Here is an 18,555-nt window from a genome sequence, read left to right as displayed (position 1 = left end):
GTGGTTCGTGTGAAGGGGGGAGCGGTTGAGGTTTGGTTACGTCGCCGCCGCCCCCGGGTGGGTCACTTCACGACTGTCGACCAGTCGGGATTCTGGGCCGGATCCAGGCTGCGCAGCCGCTCCAGCGTGGCGGGCGACTGGACGTCCATCCAGTCCGAAAGCTCCTTGAAGGACACGCACTTGACGTCCTTCTTGGTGCACACGTTCTTGATGACCTCGTCGACGGCCTTCATGTAGATGCCGCCGTTCCACTCCTCGAAGTGGTTGCCGATGAACAGCGGGGCGCGGCTGCCGTAGTAGACCCGGTTGAAGCCCGCCATGTAGGCGTCGAGCGTTTCCTGCTCCCACTGCGGGTACTTGGCGGGGTCGCCCTCGGGCTCGCCGTCGGACTGGTTGGCCAGGAAGTTGAAGTCCATGGACAGGCCCTGGTACTTGCCGCCGTCGTACGGCAGGGCCTGGAGCGGGAAGTCCCACAGGCCGTTCTTCTTCGCGGGCCAGATCTGGAAGTCGCCCGAGGAACTGGCGTCGTAGCGCCAGCCGTAGCTCTTGGCGGCCTTCAGGAGGTTCGCCTGGCCCTCCAGGCAGGGGGCGCGGCCGCCGGCGACCTCCTTCTTGAAGTCGAAGGGCAGCGGGGGGATGTCCTTGTAGCCGGTGTTGGTCTTCCAGTTCTCCACGAACTTGTAGAACTGGTCGATCTCGGACTTCCACTCGTCGACGCTCCAGAAGCCGCCGCCCTTGGCCCCGCAGAAGTGGCCGTTGAAGTGGGTGCCGATCTCGTTGCCCTCTTTCCACGCCTCGCCGAGCTGCTCCAGCGTGGTGCGGATGTGCTCGTCGGTGGGGAAGCTGATCGCGGACGACCCGACGGGGTGCTGGGGCGGCGAGTACAGGTCCTTCTTGCTCTTGGGCAGCAGGTAGATGCCGGTGAGGAAGAAGGTCATGTCGGCGTTGTACTGCTCGCCCATCTTGCGGTAGTGCTCGAAGAGGCCGTCGTCCCCCTGTAGCGCGCCGTCCCAGGAGAACACGACGAACTGGGGCGGCTTCTCGCCGGGCTTGAGCGGGACCGGCTTCAGCTGGTCGGCCTGCGGCCCGGTGTACGAGGTGGAACCGTCCCCCAGGACGTGCGTCTTGCCGTCCCACTTCGGTTCCTCGGCGGTCCCCGCCGACGCCTTCTTGCTGTCCCCCGAGGACGCGGTCGGCTGGGTGTTGGAGGTGCGGTTGAGCAGCAGGTAGCCGGCCACCAGGGACGCGACGACGAGGAGTGCGGCCAGCGTCAGGAACCCCGGGTGCGTGGCAGCGGGGCGACGCGTTGCCACGGCCTTGCGGCGGCGGCCCGACGGTGACTTCATGTGCGGATCATTCTCCGGGGTTCGGGGGCGCGGGTGCCCGGTTCGGTGGTCAGCCGAGCGGGCGCATGGCACCTGACCAGATGCCGTACGGAACGCTGTCGTCGGTCGTGCCGGCGAGGCCCTTCAGGGGAAGCGGTTCGAGGCTCTTGCCGAGGTCGATGCGGTAGACGACGACGGCCGTGGACACGGTCTTGGCGGTGCCGACGTACCAGGCCGCGGTGTCGTTCTGGGTGGTGCCCGCCTTGCCGGTCACCCGGCCGAGCGAGCCGGACCGGGTGCTCTGCCCCTGCGAGGCGGGCACGTCGTCCGGGTGGGCGGTGCGGAAGGAGTCCGCGAGCGCGGAGTTGACCTCCTCGGCCGCCTCGGCGCCGAACGCCCGGCTCGCGTCCGGCGTCTCCAGGACGACCTTGGTGCCGTTCTTGGTGATCAGGCGCACCGAGTAGGGCTCGGTGTGCTTGCCGCCCGCGGCGAAGGTGGAGTAACCGCTCGCCATGCGGATGGCGCTGGGCGTGGCGCTGCCCGTGGACAGGGCGGGCACCTGGGCGCCGAAGCTGGAGGGCAGCAGACCGGAGCGCTCGGCGGTGGAGCGCACCACGTCCAGGCCGGTGTCCATGCCGAGCTGCATGAACGGGGTGTTCACCGACAGCTCCAGGGCGCGGTGCAGGGAGATCTGCCCGTACGACTTGCCGCCGTCGTTCTTGGCGGCGGCCTTCCTGCCGCTGCGGTCCCAGTACGGTCCCTCGGGCGTGGTGACGGGCACCAGGTTGTCGCCGTTGTACAGCGTCTGTCCGGTGACCGTCTCGGTGTCCCCGTCGCGGGTCTTGTGGACGCCGTGCTCCAGGCCGGCCGCGTAGACGAAGGGCTGGAAGGCCGATCCGGCCGGGACGGTCGTGGCGTTGGACTCGTTGTAGCCCTGCGTGCGGTGGTCGGGGCCGCCGTAGACCGCGAGGATCCGCCCGTCGGAGGCCACCGAGGAGGCGCCGAAGTGCGCGTCCTTGGCGGTCTTCGGGTCGTCCTTCAGGGCCTTCTTGCGGGCCTTGGTGACGGCGTCGGTGAGCTGCCTCTCACGGTTCTTGTCGAACGTCGTGTAGATCTGGTAGCCGCCGAGGTCGTAGTCCTTGTCGGAGATGTGCCCGGCCTTCTTGGCGTACTGGGAGGCCAGTTCCACGAGGTAGTCGCTCTGCTCGCCGGTGTCGTACAGCGGGTTGGACTTGAGCGGCTCGGGGAACTTGGTGTACTTGGCGCGCTCCGCCTTCGACAGCTTGCCGATGTCGACCATCCGGTCCAGGGTCCACGACCAGCGCTCGACGGCGCGGGCGCGGTTGGCCGGGCCGAGGGTGGGGTCGTAGAGGCCCGCGCCCTTGAGGAGGGAGGCGAGGAAGGCGGCCTCGCTGGCGTTGAGCTCGCTGACGTCCTTGCCGTAGTAGGCCTGGGCGGCGCGCTGGATGCCGTAGGTGCCGCGGCCGAACCAGCTGGTGTTGAGGTAGCCCTCGAGGATGTCGTCCTTGCTCATCTGGTTGTCGAGCTTGAGGGCGATCATCGCCTCGGTGAACTTGCGGCTGACCGTCTGGTTCTGGTTCAGGTAGACGTTCTTGACGTACTGCTGCGTGATCGTCGAGCCGCCCTGGGTGTCGCCCTGGCCGATGGTGCGGAACAGGGCGCGGCTGATGCCCTTGAAGGAGATGCCGGGGTCGCTGTAGAAGCTGGCGTTCTCGGCGGCGAGGACCGCCCAGCGGACGTCCTCGGGGATGTCCTTCAGCGGCATGGCCTGGCGCTGGACCCATCCGGTGCGGGCCATCGGCGTGCCGTCGGCCCAGAAGTACACGTTGTCCTGCTGGGTGGCGTACGTGTTGAGGTTGTCGGGGATGTCGGTGGCCGCGTAGGCCACGACCAGGAGCATGCTGCTCAGTCCTATGGACGCGAGGACGCCGCCGAGGCACTGGCGCCACGAGGGTATCCAGCGCCGCCAGTCGGTGCGGCCGGGGCGCGGGTACAGCGGACGCAGCTTGCGGGCGTACGGCGTGACACGAGCCACATACGGCGTCAGAGCGGCGACCAGCGGAGCCAGCCGGGGGCCCAGAACGGCACGGACGCGGACGAACAGGGAGAGGCGGGGGGCTTTGCGTCTGTTCTTCGAGGAACGCGCTTTCCCGTCGGCGCCCTCTTCGGACATGTCCGGAACCGCCGGTATATCCGATACCCGCAATTGCATGGTCTCGTCCGCCTTGAAAGAGGCGGGGACCTTCAACTGCATGGTGGCGTCCGGCTCTTGGGGCTCCTCCCCCTGCCCCGTACGGGTCACTACGCGTCTCCCTCCGCATTCCGTGTTGCTCGCGGGCAGACGTACAGACTTACGAGGGCCTGACATGGTTGCCGTTGACGCGGCCGCAATCCTCGAACCCTCCCGACCTCGGGGTTCAACACGGCGCTCTCAAATTACCAGCGCCCTTCGCAAATTCTCCACATAAGAAATCGACAGAAGCGAACAGCGGGCAGACTGCTGACGCCGCCACCGAGCATAGGGCCTTAGTCTGACGGCATGCCTCGTTACGAGTACCGCTGTCGGACCTGCGGCGACACCTTCGAGCTGAGCCGTCCCATGGCGCAGTCCGCCGACCCCGCCGCCTGCCCCGCGGGCCACGACGACACAGTGAAGCTTCTCTCAACGGTCGCGGTGGGCGGCACGCGGTCCGCGACCGCCCCCGCGCCCGGCTCGGGCGGCGGGGGCGGGGGCGGCTGCTGCGGGGGCGGCTGCTGCGGCTGACCGTCCCTAACCGAGCCGTGAGCCCTTGAGGAACTCCCGCAGGATGCGCTCGCCGGCCAGCACGCCCCGTTCGGGCAGGGCGGTGATCTCCGGGGCCGTCCAGGCCGCGTCGGCCAGCTCGCCGTGGCCCGGACGCCAGCCCCGGTCCGCGGCCAGCAGCAGATCGGCGTCGAGCAGCGAGTCGCCCGCCGCCAGCGTCAGTTCGGCGCCGGTGCGGCGGACCACCTCGCGCACGGCCGCGCTCTTGGTCAGCGGCTTGGGCACCGCGTAGATCTTGCGGCCCTGGAGCGACACCGTCCAGCCGCGGTTCTCCGCCCAGACCCCGAGCTCCTTCACCCACTCCTCGGGCAGCAGCTCGCGCTCCACCACCAGGTAGGCGAAGAGGTCCTCGGCGATGCGCTGCTTGCGCAGCCAGAGCGGGTCGGCGGTCCTCGTCAGGTGGTCCTGCACCTCGGCGAGCGGCGCGCACTCGGCGTCCAGCCGCGCGAGCACGGACGCGTGCCAGTCCTGGTCGGTCGCCCCGTCCACGAGGAGATGGCCGCCGTTGGCGCAGATCGCGTACGCCGGCGGCGGGCCCGGCAGGTTGATGCGCTGGTACTGCTTGCGCGTACGGGTGGTCGTCGGGACGAAGACGGCCGCGTCGCCGAGGTCGGTCAGCAGCTGCGCGGCCGTCTCCGTCATGAACGACAGCGGCCTCGCCTCGTGCACCTCCACGCACAGCAGCCGCGGCGCCCGGGCGTCCGGCATGGTCAGCGCCAGCGCGGCCGCCGAGTAGATGAGCGTGCGGTCCAGATCGCTCGCCACCACGACCGGCATCAGACCGTCACCGCCTTGCCGTCGGCGCCGGTCGCGCCGCGGGTGTACTGCGGGTGGATGAGTCCCACGCAGGTGTACGGCAGGTCGCCGACCTCCTCGACCGGCACCCCCCGCTGCTCCGCGAGCAGGCGCACGTGGTCCAGGTCCGCGCCCGCCCCGGCCCGCGCCAGGATCTTCCACGGCACCCGGCGCAGCAGCACCCGGGTGGTCTCTCCGACGCCCGGCTTGACCAGGTTCACGTCGTGGATGCCGTACTCCTCGCTGATCCGCTCGACCGCCGCCCAGCCCTCCCAGCTCGGGGTGCGGTCGCCGGCCAGCAGCTCCTTCACCGCGCCGGCGACGGCGTCGGCGACCTCGGGGAAGCGGGCGGCGATCGCGTCCAGGAAGGCCACCGAGACGTCCGCGCCGGCGAGCTCGCGGTAGAACTTCGCGCCGTGGAAGTCGTCCGGACCGACCAGGTCGGCGCGCAGCACCGTGCGCGAGACGAGCCCGGACACGGTCGAGTTGAGGCAGGCGGACGGGATGAGGAAGTCGTCGCGGGTGCCGTAGGTGCGCACGCAGGAGCCGGGGTCGGCCAGCACCGCGATCTCCGGGTCGAAGCCGGCCGCGCCGCCGCCCGCCTCGAAGTCCTCGATCGCCGCGGCCAGTTCCCGGGTGATCGCCCCCTTGCCGGTCCAGCCGTCCACGAAGACGACGTCGCGCGGGTCGTGGTGGGCGGCCAGCCAGCGCAGCGCGTTGGCGTCGATGCCCCGGCCGCGCACGATCGACACGGCGTAGTGCGGCAGGTCCAGTCCGTGCCGGAACTGCGCCCAGCGGCGCATCAGCACGCCGACGGGGGTGCCGGCCCGGGCCAGCGAGACCAGGACGGGCCGGGGCGAGCGTTCCGCGATCACGGTGTCCGTGACGACGCCCACGGCCTGCGCGATCCGCGCCGCCGAGGTCTCCAGGGCGGCGTGGAACAGCGCCTGGTACTGCTCGCTGGGCTGGTACTCGACGGGCAGCGACTCGGCGTAGTGCGCGCCGCCGCTCTGGATGGCCTCCTCCCGCTCCTCGGTCGGCGCCTCCAGCGTCACGTCCGAGAGGTCCTGGAGCAGCCAGCCGACCTCCTCGGGCGCGTACGAGGAGAAGGCGGGGCCGCGGAGGGGCTCGGGCAGCATGTCGGGTCTCTCTTCAGACAGGGCGGCTGCGTACAGCGGCTCGGGGACGTACGAGGGGACGACCGCGAGGACCACGTGCGGCGTGTGCGCGGCGAGCCGGGCCAGGAGGCCGTCGGGCGCGTGCAGCCGCGGGGTGTCGGCCACGGAGTCCACGACGGCGACGACGGCGTCGAAGTCCCGGCCCGCGACGTTGTAGGCGTAGCGCTCGCCGGGGCCGTCCGCCGGGTCGTCGTGGGCGGGGAACACGATGCGGCTGCGTATCGCGTAGCCGGGGTCGTCGACGGCGAGGACGGGCGAGCGGGTGGTGGTCGAGTAGCGGACCTCGGCGCCGACGACGTGCTCCAGCTCGCGGGCGAGCCGGAGCGGGGCGTACATCAGCTCCTCGAAGCCCAGGACGAGGACGCGCGCGGCGTCCTCGGGTATCGCCTCGGCGAGCCGCGCCGCCATCGCGGGCAGGGCGGCCTCCAGCCGGGTGCGGTGCTGCGGGGTGAAGCCGTGCCGGCCGCCGTCGGGCAGCCCGCGGGGCCAGCGCAGGTCCACCGAGGTGATGCGGCCGGCGGGCCGCGAGGGCCCGGTCCGGTCGTCCGCCGGGTGCACGTCCGCCGTGGCCGCTCGCGCGGCGCCCGGCGCCTGCGGGAGACCGGACCCGGGGTCGGACCCGGGGCCCGCTGCGAGGTCGGACTCGTGCTGGGCTCCGAGGCCGGCGCCCTGCCCGCCTCCGGAGGGCCGGCCGCCGCGCGCGGCGGCCGCGGTCTCGTACCGGGCGACGAGCTCCTGGCCCTTCTCCAGCACCCCCTCGGGCAGCCGTACGGCGCCGGAGGCGGTGGCGATCAGGTCCACCCGGGCGCCGATCTCGCGGGCGAACCCATCCAGCCGGCCCGCGTCGGCCGCCGAGCGCATGTCGACGAGGGCGACGACGACGTAGCGCCGGCGCGGATAGCGCTCGTGCAGGGCCCGGATCGTGTTGAGGACCGTGTTGCCGGTGGAGAACTCGTCGTCGACGAGGACCAGCGGACCGTCCCCGACCAGCAGCGCCGGGTCCTCCGGGAGCAGCAGGTGGGAGGTGGCGTGGGAGTGGGACTCCTCGAAGCCGCCCGCCGTGACGACCCCCGGGACGGGGCGGCGGGTGGAGTGCAGGTAGGGCACTGCGCCCAGGCCGTCGGCGACGCAGTGGCCGAGGCCGGTGGCGGTCTCCGCGTAGCCCAGGACGACCGCCCGGGCCGCCTCGTGGGCCCCGAGGAGCTCGCGCACCCGGCGGCCCAGGGCGAAGCCGTGCCCGTGCACGACGGACGGGGACTGCGGGATGTGCTTGCCCAGCACGTGGGAGACCAGCAGATGCGCCCGCTTGGGGTTGCGCCGCAGCGCCAGCCCCAGCAGGTCGGTCAGCGTGTCGTCGCCGACGAGCTCGACGCCGAGCCGCTCCGCGACCCAGGTCCCGGACCAGATCGCGTCGTCGTGCCCGTGGTTCACTGCGTTGTTCATGCGTCCCTTGTGGATGAGGTGGGTGTTCAGCCGGGTATGCCGGCGGCGAGCAGGTCGACGAAGCTGACGTCCTCGTGCGCGACGCCGAAGACCTCCGCGCGGAGCATGGTGCGCTCGGCCCAGGCGCGGTGCGGTTTCACCTCGTTCATCTTGTTCGTGTACTGCGACCGCAGTACACCCCCACCGCCGCGTTCCGGCCGCAGGATGTCCGCCGCGTCGCTGTACTCCTCGTGGCTGACCACGGACAGCGCGTGCACGGCCGGCACGTGCGAGGGATGGATGCAGGTCTTGCCGAGCAGCCCGTTGGCGTGGTCGAGGGAGATCTCGCGCAGCAGCCCGTCCATCGCGTGCTCGATCAGTCTCTCGCGCAGCTCGACGGCCTGCCCCTCCAGGAAGGGGCTGTGGCGCAGCATCGGCTTGAACATGCGCTCGGGGACGCGGAAGTACTCCCAGACCGGTCCCGTCACCGTGAACCCGGTGCCGTCGGCGCGGCCCAGCATGTTCACGACGTCGGCGATGACGGAGGCGACGATCTGGACGTCGTAGGCGGTCATGTCGGGCGCCCGGCGCAGCCCGTACGAGGAGCAGAAGTCGGTCACGCCCAGGCGCAGCGCCAGGACGCGGCTGCGGTACTTCTCGACGGCGCGGGCGATGCCCTCCAGGGCGTCCACCCGCGACTCGCGGTACATCAGCTCGGGCGTCTCCAGGACGGGCATGCCGAAGAGCCGGCGTCCGCTCGCCGCCTCGGCGCCCGAGAGGGCCTCCAGGAAGGGGATGCCCCGCTCCTCGGTGAACTTCGGGAACACGAACCCGCTGAGCAGTCCGGCGGCGTCGCCCAGGCGCCGGACCAGGTCGGGGATCTGTTCGGGGGTGCGCACCCGGATGAAGAGCAGGGGCAGCTCCGCGCCGGGCCGTGCCGCGAGGTCGGTGAACTGCCGGACGAGGTTCTCCTCGCCGGCCGCGACGTCCTCGTCGCCGATGGAGTCCTCCAGGCACAGCACCATGGACACGACGCCGCGCTCGGTCTGCTTGACGATGTCGTCCGCCAGCCGCGGGCGCGTGGCCGGGCTGTAGAGGGTGGCGCCCAGGGCCGCGGAGAGCAGCCTGGCGGGGGAGCCGGTGTCGAAGACGCACGGCTCCCGGTGGAAGAGACGCTGCCGCACCTCAGGGGCGAGGTGCCCGAAATGACGCATGAATCTCCCCCGTGATGCAAGGTAAGGCAGTGGATTCGGCAAGAGGTGGCCGGTAATAGTACGTAGGGATCCATGTCAGGGGTTCCCACCGGTCATGAATTTCAGGTAACTCCCGCACGCACAGTCGCGCCCGGACCCGCACGGTCGTGTCGCGGGGCACCCGGGTACCCCGCATTGTCGTGAGCAGGCCCGAGAAGGCAGGATGACCGCATGACGCACGCGATGCTGAAGGGGTCGAACGTCCCGCTGAAAGCCACCACGGTACGCGCCGTGCTGCGCTGGACCCCCGGGCAGGGGGTCCCGGACGTCGACGTCTCGGCGCTGCTCCTCGGCCTCGACGGTCGTGTGCGCTCCGACGAGGACTTCGTCTTCTACAACCAGCCCCGCCATCCGTCGGGGAAGGTGTGGCGGCTCGGCAAGAAGCGGGTCGCCGAGGGCCTCACCGACACCATCCAGACGGATCTCTCCGGTGTCGAGTCCGGCGTCGGCCAGATTCTGCTGGTCGCTTCGGCGGACGGCGTCACCTTCGACCGCGTACGTTCCCTCAGCATCCTGCTGTACGACGCGGCGGCCGACGGTGAGCCCCTGGCCACGTTCGACATCCGCCCGGAGACGGGCGAGGAGACGGCCCTGATCTGCGGCGAGCTGTACCGGCGCGGCGAGGGCTGGAAGTTCCGCGCCCTGGGCGAGGGCTACTCCAACGGCCTCAAGGGCCTGGCCACCGACTTCGGCATCTCGGTGGACGAGTCGGAGGAGGCCTCCGCCGACTCGACGCCGGCCCAGGGCCGGCAGGCGCCGCAGCCGACGGGCCCCTCCCAGCCGCTGCCGCCGGAGCGGCCGTCGTCGGCGGTGCCCCAGCAGCAGCCGTCCTACGGCTATCCGGCGAGCCTGCCGACGTACGGCTACGGCTACCCGGACGGCGCCTTCCGCCTGCCGCCGCAGGGTCCGCAGTTCATCGGGCGGTGACGCCGGGGCGCGCCGCCGCCCGCGGCGCGGGCCCCGGGACGGGTGTGCGGCGCTACCGGTCGGCCTTCGCCTTGTAGCCCCTCCCCCACTGGAGCCCCCACCCGTAGAGCCGGTCGAGCTCGGCCTGGAAGCCGTAGACGAAGCGCACCTCGCGTCGCACGATCAGTTCGTCCTTGACGTTCTCGATCATCACCACCGCGCAGGAGCGGGCTTGCGGATGCCGTTCGTCGAGGCCGATCTCGATCCGCGGGCCGTTGCTCGGGTAGAGGGTGACGATCGCGTGCGTGCGGTCGAAGGCCGGCGTCTGGTCGTAGATGTAGACGAAGACGAGCAGCCGCTTGATCTGCTCGCGGTGGTCGAGGTTGACGTACATCGTCTCGCCGGAGGCGGAGCCGAAGCGGTCGTCGCCGCTCAGCTTGACGTACGGCGCCGCGTTCACGTCCCCCAGCAGGCCGCCGAGCGGCTGGACGACGCCCTTCGTGCCGTCGGCCAGCTCGTACAGGCAGCCGAGGTCGAGGTCGACGTTGACCATGCTCTGGCTGTGCCCGATGACCTCCGGGGGCCGCAGCGCCTTGAACGGATGGCGCAGCAGGCTCTCGCGCTGCGGTCCCCCGATGTCGGAGGTGCGCATCCGCCAGGCCAGGTTCACCCGCAGGTTGCCGGTGGCGGCGCCCTGTTTGGTGAGGGACACCGTGTGATGCCGTTTGGTCAGCTCTATGGCGTTGGTGGCCGCGCTGCCCGAGTCGAAGTCGGCCGCCCTGCTGCCCAGGATCCCGTCGAAGAAGCCCATTGTCGCCCCCCACATCCACCCACGTCCGTGTCCACGGCGTTCGCCGGGACACACCGACGGGGCGGCCGCGCGCAGGACAGGGTCCTTCGTCGGCCGCCCCGTTCAGAGCGTTCCTCACTCGGCGAGCGGTCACACCCCGGACGAGACCTCAGTCTTGTCGTCCGAGCCCTGGGCTTTTCCCTCTGCCCCCGCCAGCGCCTTGTTGCGACGCACGGAGGACCAGAAGGACCAGGCGATCAGGACCACGCCGACGAGGCCGGTGATGACCTCGTTGATCTGGTACTGGATGGTGACCATGAGGATGACGGCGAGTGCGCCGATCGCGTAGTGGGCGCCGTGCTCCAGGTAGACGTAGTCGTCGAGGGTGCCCTGGCGCACGAGGTACACGGTGAGCGACCGGACGTACATGGCGCCGACGCCGAGGCCGAGGGCCATCAGGACGATGTCGTTGGTGATGGCGAAGGCGCCGATCACGCCGTCGAAGGAGAAGGACGCGTCCAGGACCTCGAGGTAGAGGAACATGAAGAAGGCGGCCTGGCCGGCGAGGACGACCGGCGAACGCTTCTTGCCGGTGCGCGCGGCCTCTTCCTCCTCCTCGTGCTCGCGCTCCTCCTCTTCCTCGAGCTTGTCCTCGAAGTAGCCGGAGAGTCCGCCGACGATCATGTACGTGATCAGGCCGGCGATGCCGGAGATCAGGACCGTCTGCGCCTTGTCGACGTGCGCTCCGCCGTGCTGGTGGGCGTGGGTGGCGAAGGTGAAGGCGGTGATCAGCAGGACGATCAGGGCGATGCAGACCGACAGCATGTCGACCTTGCCCAGCTTGGCGAGCGGGCGCTCGATCCAGCGCAGCCACTGGATGTCGCGGTCCTCGAAGATGAAGTCCAGGAAGATCATCAACAGGAACATGCCGCCGAAGGCGGCGATGGACGGGTGCGCGTCGGTGACGAGCTGCTGGTACTTGTCCTTGTCGTTCAGCGCCAGGTCCACCGCGTCGATCGGACCGATCTTGGCGCTGATGGCGACGATGACGACGGGGAAGACCAGCCGCATGCCGAAGACGGCGATCAGCACGCCCACCGTGAGGAAGATCTTCTGCCAGAAGGCGTTCATCTTCTTCAGGATCCCGGCGTTGACCACCGCGTTGTCGAACGACAGCGAGATCTCGAGGATGCAGAGGATCGCCACGATGCCGAGCGCCTCCCACCCCCCGTAGAAGCCCGCCGCCACGAGGCCGAGCGCGGTGATCGCGAACGACCAGCCGAAGGTTTTCAGAAGCACTGGCTACCCAATCGTGTATTGGGGGTCCTCCCGGACAGGGTCCGGGGGGAGGGCCTCCCCGCGCCGTACTCGGCTTTACGAAACGTTGACTTGAGCTGCTGAGTCTAAGGGTCGACCGTTACGTGCGGTACAGGTGGTCCCGTACCGGCCGGTAGCCGGGTTGCCGAAGAGCCCGTAGCCGCTAGGAGACGTTCACCCCGAAGTCCAGGGCGATGCCCCGCAGGCCGGACGCGTACCCCTGCCCCACGGCCCTGAACTTCCACTCGCCCTGGTAGCGGTAGAGCTCGCCGAAGATCATGGCCGTCTCGGTGCTCGCGTCCTCGCTCAGGTCGTAGCGGGCGAGTTCCTGGCCGTCGGCCTGGTTCACGACGCGGATGAAGGCGTTGGCGACCTGACCGAAGGTCTGGCCCCGCTCGTCGGCCATGTGGATGGAGACCGGGAAGACGATCTTGTCGCACTGCGGCGGCACCTGGGGGAGGTTCACCAGCAGCGACTCGTCGTCGCCCTCGCCCTCGCCGGTGAGGTTGTCGCCGGTGTGCTCGACCGAGCCGTCCGGGCTCGTGAGCTGGTTGTAGAAGACGAACCACTCGTCCCCCATCACCCGCCCGTTGGTGCACAGCAGCGCGCTGGCGTCCAGGTCGAAGGGGGCTCCGGTGGTGGAGCGCGCGTCCCAGCCGAGTCCGACCATCACCTGAGTGAGGTTCGGCGCGGCCTTGGACAGGGAGACGTTGCCTCCCTTGGCGAGCGTGACGCCCATGTTGCTGGTCCTCCCCTAGGTGGTGCCCGGTGCGATGTGCCGTGCTGCTCTTGGTTGTCCTGCGCGTCCGGCGCCGACCGTAAACGGTGCGGCGCCGGACGGAGCGGGCGATCGGTGTGTTCGGCCCCGCGGCTCAGACGTTGACGCCGAAGTCCTGCGCGATGCCGCGCAGGCCCGACGCGTAGCCCTGGCCGATGGCCCGGAACTTCCACTCGGCGCCGTGCCGGTAGAGCTCGCCGAAGACCATGGCGGTCTCGGTCGACGCGTCCTCGCTCAGGTCGTAGCGGGCGATCTCGGCGCCGCCGGCCTGGTTCACGACGCGGATGAACGCGTTGCGCACCTGCCCGAAGGACTGCTGGCGGTTCTCGGCGTCGTAGATCGAGACCGGGAAGACGATCTTCTCGACGTCGGCCGGGACCGCGGCGAGGTTCACCTTGATCGCCTCGTCGTCGCCCTCGCCCTCACCGGTGGTGTTGTCACCGGTGTGCTCGACCGAGCCGTCGGGGCTCTTGAGGTTGTTGAAGAAGACGAAGTTGGCGTCGCTGCCGACCTTGCCCGAGTTGTTCAGCAGCAGCGCGCTGGCGTCCAGGTCGAAGTCGGTGCCGGTCGTGGTGCGCACGTCCCACCCCAGACCGACGATGACCGCGGTCAGGCCCGGGGCCTCCTTGGTCAGCGAAACGTTGCCGCCCTTGCTGAGGCTGACTCCCACGAGTCCTCCATTGGTGTCCTGGGGCGGGAGCCCCGTCGTGCGTTGGATATCGGATCAACGAGTCGATCCTAGTGACGGGTTCCCGCAGGACGCAGGCCCCGCACCCGAACAATCACGGGGTGTCGGGATCGGCGCGCCGCGATCCGGGCGCGCGCGAACCCGCCCGGCGGGATCAGAGGGTGTCGAGCGCCTTCACGTACGCGCCGAGGTCGCGGGCGTCGGGCAGCGCGTTGACGACCGTCCAGCGCACGACGCCCTCCTTGTCGATGACGAAGGTGCCGCGCACCGCGCAGCCCTTGTCCTCGGCGAAGACGCCGTAGGCGCGGGAGACCTCGCCGTGCGGCCAGAAGTCGCTGAGCAGCGGGTACTCCAGGCCCTCCTGCTCGGCGAAGACGCGCAGGGTGTGGATGGAGTCGTTGGAGACGGCCAGCACCTCGGTCTCGCGGTCGGCGAACCTCGGGAGGTTGTCGCGCACCTCGCACAGCTCGCCCGTGCACACGCCGGTGAAGGCGAAGGGGTAGAAGAGCAGGACCACGTTCTTGCTCCCCCGGAAGTCGGAGAGCCTCACGTCCCGGCCGTGGTTGTCCTTGAGCTCGAAGTCGGGGGCCTTGTCGCCGACCTGGATCGCCATCGCCTGGATGTCCCTTCGTGGGCTGTCTGGGTGGGACCAGCCTACGCAGCGACCACCGGGAGCGACGGACGGGCCGGGTCGCGGGGACCCGGCCCGTCCGGGCTCGATCACTTCTGGGACGTCACTCCTCGGACGTCACTTCTTGGACTTGGCCGCCTTGGGCGTCACCAGCCGGCTGCCGCTCCAGTCCTTGCCCACGCTGACGCTCTTGCTGGCCGACAGACCCGCAGTCGTCGCGGCTTCGGAGATGTCGCTCGGCTCCACGTATCCCGTACGGCCGGTCTTCGGCGTCAGGAGGAGGATCGACCCGCCTTCTTCGATGTACGTGGTGGCGTCCACCAGCGCATCCGTCAGGTCTCCGTCATCGTCGCGGAACCAGAGCACTACGGCGTCGGCGACGTCGTCGTAGTCCTCGTCCACCAGATCGCTGCCGATGACTTCCTCGATGGACTCGCGGAGCTCCTGGTCGACGTCGTCGTCGTAGCCGATCTCCTGGACCACCTGCTCGGGCTGGAAACCCAGCCTGACGGCAGGGCTGGTCCGCTCCTCCGCGTGGTCCGCGGTCGCGCTCACGGGTTGCCTCCTGATCATGATTTGGATGGGGGTGCCCCCGGGCCCGTCCAGGGCGTGGGGGAATCTCAGCCACGCGCGTGCGCGAAGCATTGGCCGTAGTCCACACGGGCGGGACGGATCGCGCAAGTACCCGGCGGTTCGGACCGCCGAAACGGTGACGATCCTGGCCGTGTCGACGCAACTCCAGGCACTCGATGCGGACGGATGGTGACGCACACCACACCTATCTGCCCTGTTTGCGTATTTGAGAACCATCCAAGGGTACGAGATTCGAACGGGTGCCGGTTACCTCGGGGTAGAGATGACGTTTGCGGCCCCTAGGTACACGATGGGGGCGGTGCAGCTACTGGAGAAGCAGCTTCATACCGGTGAGACCCCCAGCGAGAGAAAACAGCCCCACACAGCCCTCTGACAGGTAAGGACCAGCGTGGCTTCCGGATCCGATCGCAACCCGATCATCATTGGCGGCCTTCCGAGTCAGGTTCCTGACTTCGATCCCGAGGAAACCCAGGAGTGGCTCGACTCCCTCGACGCCGCGATCGACGAGCGCGGCCGGGAGCGGGCCCGCTACCTCATGCTGCGCCTGATCGAGCGGGCCCGCGAGAAGCGCGTGGCCGTGCCCGAGATGCGCAGCACGGACTACGTCAACACCATCCCCACCAGGGCCGAGCCGTTCTTCCCGGGCAACGAGGAGATCGAGCGCAAGATCCTCAACGCGACCCGCTGGAACGCGGCCGTGATGGTGTCCAGGGCCCAGCGCCCGGGCATCGGCGTGGGCGGTCACATCGCCACCTTCGCCTCCTCCGCGTCCCTGTACGACGTCGGCTTCAACCACTTCTTCCGCGGCAAGGACGAGGGCGACGGCGGCGACCAGGTCTTCTTCCAGGGGCACGCCTCGCCGGGCATCTACGCGCGCGCGTTCCTGCTCGACCGGCTCACCGAGGACAACCTCGACGCGTTCCGCCAGGAGAAGTCGAAGGCGCCGCACGGGCTGTCCTCCTACCCGCACCCGCGGCTGATGCCGGACTTCTGGGAGTTCCCGACGGTCTCGATGGGCCTCGGCCCGATCGGCGCGATCTACCAGGCGCGGATGAACCGCTACATGCACGCGCGCGGGATCGCCGACACCTCGAAGTCGCACGTGTGGGCGTTCCTCGGCGACGGCGAGATGGACGAGCCGGAGTCGCTCGGCCAGCTCACCATCGCCGCCCGCGAGGGCCTGGACAACCTGACCTTCGTCGTCAACTGCAACCTTCAGCGGCTCGACGGCCCGGTGCGCGGCAACGGCAAGGTCATCCAGGAGCTGGAGTCCGTCTTCCGCGGCGCCGGCTGGAACGTGATCAAGCTGATCTGGGACCGGTCCTGGGACCCGCTGCTCGCGCAGGACCGCGACGGCATCCTGGTCAACCGGATGAACACGACCCCGGACGGCCAGTTCCAGACCTACGCCACCGAGTCCGGTTCGTACATCCGCGACCACTTCTTCGGCGACGACCAGCGGCTGCGCGCGATGGTCGAGGGCATGACCGACGACCAGATCCTGCACCTGGGCCGCGGCGGCCACGACCACAAGAAGATCTACGCGGCCTTCAAGGCGGCCGTGGAGCACACCGGGCAGCCGACCGTCATCCTCGCCAAGACGGTCAAGGGCTGGACGCTGGGGCCCAACTTCGAGGGCCGCAACGCCACGCACCAGATGAAGAAGCTGACGGTCGCCGACCTCAAGGGCTTCCGCGACCGGCTGCACCTGCCGATCTCCGACAAGGAGCTGGACAGCGGCCTCCCGCCGTACTTCCACCCCGGCCGGAACTCGGAGGAGATCCAGTACATGCACGACCGCCGCAAGGGCCTCGGGGGCTATGTCCCGACCCGTGTCGTGCGCTCCGAGCCGCTCGCACTGCCGGACGACAAGACGTACGCGACCGTGAAGAAGGGTTCGGGTCAGCAGTCGATCGCCACGACCATGGCGTTCGTCCGCCTCCTCAAGGACCTCATGCGGGACAAGGAGCTCGGCAAGCGGTTCGTGCTGATCGCGCCGGACGAGTACCGCACGTTCGGCATGGACTCCTTCTTCCCGAGTGCGAAGATCTACAACCCGCTGGGGCAGCAGTACGAGTCGGTGGACCGTGAGCTGCTGCTCGCGTACAAGGAGTCGCCGACCGGGCAGATGCTGCACGACGGCATCTCGGAGGCCGGCTGCACGGCGTCCCTGATCGCGGCGGGGTCGGCGTACGCGACGCACGGCGAGCCGCTGATCCCGGTCTACGTCTTCTACTCGATGTTCGGTTTCCAGCGCACCGGCGACCAGTTCTGGCAGATGTCCGACCAGCTGGCGCGCGGTTTCGTCCTGGGCGCGACCGCCGGCCGCACGACGCTGACCGGCGAGGGCCTCCAGCACGCGGACGGCCACTCCCAGCTGCTCGCCTCGACGAACCCGGGCTGCGTCGCCTACGACCCGGCGTTCGGCTTCGAGATCGCGCACATCGTGCAGGACGGCCTCCGCAGGATGTACGGCAGCTCCGCCGAGCACCCGCACGGCGAGGACGTCTTCTACTACCTGACCGTCTACAACGAGCCCATCCAGCACCCGGCCGAGCCGGAGAACGTGGACGTCGAAGGCATCCTCAAGGGCATCCACCGGTTCAGCGAGGGCACGTCGGGCGCGATCCCGGCGCAGATCATCGCCTCCGGCGTGGCGGTCCCCTGGGCGGTCGAGGCGCAGCGGATCCTCGCCGAGGACTGGAACGTCCGGGCGGACGTGTGGTCGGCGACCTCCTGGAACGAGCTGCGGCGCGAGGCCGTCGAGGTCGAGCGGCACAACCTGCTGCACCCGGAGGAGGAGCAGCGGGTGCCGTACGTGACGCGCAAGCTCGCCGGGGCCGAGGGGCCGTTCGTGGCCGTCTCGGACTGGATGCGCTCGGTGCCGGACCAGATCGCCCGCTGGGTGCCGGGCACGTACCAGTCGCTGGGGGCGGACGGCTTCGGCTTCGCCGACACCCGGGGCGCGGCGCGCCGGTTCTTCCACATCGACGCCCAGTCGGTGGTCGTCGGCGTGCTCACCGAGCTGGCCAAGGAGGGCCGGGTCGACCGGTCGCTGCTGAAGCAGGCCATCGACCGCTACCAGCTGCTGGACGCGTCGGCGGCGGACCCGGGGGTCGCCGGGGGCGACGCGTAGCGGTCACCCGCGCGCGAGGGGCGGTGGGGCTTCGGCTCCCCCGCCCCTTACTCGTTCTTTACTATGCGGACATGCGACGAGGAACCGCCAAGGACCGGCAGGCCCGGTGGGAGCAGTGGACCCAGCGGCCGTTGCTGGCCCTCACCGTGGTGTTCGCCCTGGCCTACGCGGTGCCGATCGTGGACACCTCCGCCGGCCGCGAGCTGACGGTCGCGTGCACCTCGGTGGAGTGGGCCGTGTGGGGGACGTTCGCCGCCGACTACGTGGTCCGGCTGGCGCTGACGCCCGAGCGGCGCCGGTTCGTGCGGACGCACTGGCTGGACCTGTGCGCGGTGGTGCTGCCCCTGCTGCAACCGCTGCGGCTGCTGCGGCTCGTGTCGACCCTGCTGCTGGTGGGGCGGCGGGCGCGGATGGCCTCGCAGATCCGGATGACCACCTACGTCGTGGGGGCGGTCGTCGGGCTGCTGATGTTCGGTTCGCTCGCCGTGCTGTCGGTCGAACGGGAGTCGCCGGACGGGAACATCCGCACCCTGGGTGACGCCCTGTGGTGGTCGTTCACGACGATGACGACGGTGGGGTACGGGGACCACTCGCCGACCACCGGGCTGGGACGGATCATCGCCGTCGGGCTGATGCTGTCGGGGATCGCGCTGCTCGGTGTGGTGACCGCGAACATCGCGGCGTGGTTCATCGAGCGGTTCGACAAGGACGACGTCGAGGAACGCGCCCAGACGGCGGCGATCCTGGCGCTGACGGAGGAGGTGCGGGCGCTGCGCCGGGAGGTCGAGGCGCTGCGGGAAGGCGATCGGGAAGCCTCGCCGCTGGCCGGCCGCCGGCCGTCCGCCTAGGGCGTGTTTCGAAAGTAGCGTCGTCCGCCCGGAGGGCGGGCCCGGCGGCGTCTGGTGCGTGCGATCGCAA

At 69.9% G+C, this 18,555-nt stretch carries 15 protein-coding genes; 4 read left to right on the top strand and 11 right to left on the bottom strand.

From position 1 onward, the window contains the following. Positions 1–62 precede the first annotated feature (62 nt). Positions 63–1,346: a polysaccharide deacetylase family protein gene (locus tag KMS84_RS23865; RefSeq protein WP_256918476.1), complete on the bottom strand. Its 1,284-nt coding sequence runs from the start codon at positions 1,344–1,346 to the stop codon at positions 63–65. Positions 1,347–1,395: 49 nt separating this feature from the next. Continuing rightward, positions 1,396–3,600: a transglycosylase domain-containing protein gene (locus KMS84_RS23860; protein WP_256918493.1), complete on the bottom strand. Its 2,205-nt coding sequence runs from the start codon at positions 3,598–3,600 to the stop codon at positions 1,396–1,398. Positions 3,601–3,885: 285 nt separating this feature from the next. Between KMS84_RS23860 and KMS84_RS23855 the strand changes: the two genes are divergently transcribed. Then, entirely contained in the window at positions 3,886–4,110 is a 225-nt protein-coding gene (locus KMS84_RS23855) for an FmdB family zinc ribbon protein (protein ID WP_256918475.1), read from the top strand. Between the two features lie 6 nt (positions 4,111–4,116). Here the strand turns inward: KMS84_RS23855 and KMS84_RS23850 are convergent, their stop codons facing one another. Genes KMS84_RS23850 through KMS84_RS23840 form a run of 3 tightly spaced genes read right to left on the bottom strand, consistent with a single transcriptional unit; the run spans position 4,117 to position 8,758 of the window. Continuing rightward, the gene (locus KMS84_RS23850) at positions 4,117–4,926 is read right to left on the bottom strand and encodes an HAD family hydrolase (RefSeq protein WP_256918474.1); all 810 of its coding nucleotides are present in this window, start codon (positions 4,924–4,926) and stop codon (positions 4,117–4,119) included. After that, positions 4,926–7,565: a phosphoribosyltransferase gene (locus KMS84_RS23845; protein ID WP_256918473.1), complete on the bottom strand. Its 2,640-nt coding sequence runs from the start codon at positions 7,563–7,565 to the stop codon at positions 4,926–4,928. Before KMS84_RS23845 ends, KMS84_RS23850 begins: the two co-directional genes overlap by 1 nt. Positions 7,566–7,591: 26 nt before the next feature. Then, positions 7,592–8,758 carry an HpcH/HpaI aldolase/citrate lyase family protein gene (locus KMS84_RS23840; protein WP_256918472.1) on the bottom strand — a complete coding sequence of 389 codons (1,167 nt, stop codon included), beginning with the start codon at positions 8,756–8,758 and terminating at the stop codon, positions 7,592–7,594. A 210-nt stretch (positions 8,759–8,968) separates the two neighbouring features. Here KMS84_RS23840 and KMS84_RS23835 point away from each other — a divergent pair, with 210 nt between their 5' ends. Beyond that, the gene (locus tag KMS84_RS23835; RefSeq protein WP_256918471.1) at positions 8,969–9,724 is read left to right on the top strand and encodes a TerD family protein; all 756 of its coding nucleotides are present in this window, start codon (positions 8,969–8,971) and stop codon (positions 9,722–9,724) included. A 52-nt stretch (positions 9,725–9,776) separates the two neighbouring features. Here the strand turns inward: KMS84_RS23835 and KMS84_RS23830 are convergent, their stop codons facing one another. From KMS84_RS23830 to KMS84_RS23805, 6 genes are all read right to left on the bottom strand, one after another. After that, the gene (locus KMS84_RS23830; protein WP_256918492.1) at positions 9,777–10,514 is read right to left on the bottom strand and encodes a TerD family protein; all 738 of its coding nucleotides are present in this window, start codon (positions 10,512–10,514) and stop codon (positions 9,777–9,779) included. 129 nt (positions 10,515–10,643) lie between these two features. Beyond that, on the bottom strand, positions 10,644–11,792 hold the full coding sequence (locus tag KMS84_RS23825; RefSeq protein ID WP_256918470.1) for a DUF475 domain-containing protein: 1,149 nt from the start codon (positions 11,790–11,792) through the stop codon (positions 10,644–10,646). 181 nt (positions 11,793–11,973) lie between these two features. Further along, the gene (locus KMS84_RS23820) at positions 11,974–12,549 is read right to left on the bottom strand and encodes a TerD family protein (protein ID WP_256918469.1); all 576 of its coding nucleotides are present in this window, start codon (positions 12,547–12,549) and stop codon (positions 11,974–11,976) included. Between the two features lie 133 nt (positions 12,550–12,682). After that, positions 12,683–13,258, bottom strand: coding sequence for a TerD family protein (locus tag KMS84_RS23815; RefSeq protein WP_069769029.1), 576 nt, complete (start codon positions 13,256–13,258; stop codon positions 12,683–12,685). Between the two features lie 172 nt (positions 13,259–13,430). Then, complete coding sequence (locus tag KMS84_RS23810; protein WP_256918468.1) at positions 13,431–13,889, bottom strand: peroxiredoxin; 459 nt, start codon at positions 13,887–13,889, stop codon at positions 13,431–13,433. Between the two features lie 135 nt (positions 13,890–14,024). Continuing rightward, on the bottom strand, positions 14,025–14,462 hold the full coding sequence (locus KMS84_RS23805) for a DUF3052 domain-containing protein (protein ID WP_057583034.1): 438 nt from the start codon (positions 14,460–14,462) through the stop codon (positions 14,025–14,027). A gap of 427 nt (positions 14,463–14,889) precedes the next feature. Here KMS84_RS23805 and aceE point away from each other — a divergent pair, with 427 nt between their 5' ends. Together aceE and KMS84_RS23795 are read left to right on the top strand one after the other, a co-directional pair. Further along, positions 14,890–17,637: a pyruvate dehydrogenase (acetyl-transferring), homodimeric type gene (gene aceE, locus KMS84_RS23800; protein ID WP_256918467.1), complete on the top strand. Its 2,748-nt coding sequence runs from the start codon at positions 14,890–14,892 to the stop codon at positions 17,635–17,637. Positions 17,638–17,708: 71 nt separating this feature from the next. Beyond that, positions 17,709–18,485 (top strand): potassium channel family protein, encoded by a 777-nt coding sequence (locus KMS84_RS23795; RefSeq protein ID WP_256918466.1) that lies wholly within the window; start codon positions 17,709–17,711, stop codon positions 18,483–18,485. Positions 18,486–18,555: the final 70 nt, after the last annotated feature.

The sequence above is a fragment of the Streptomyces hilarionis genome, assembly GCF_024539675.1.
Classification (GTDB): domain Bacteria; phylum Actinomycetota; class Actinomycetes; order Streptomycetales; family Streptomycetaceae; genus Streptomyces; species Streptomyces hilarionis.
This window is presented reverse-complemented; position numbering and strand designations above follow the sequence as displayed.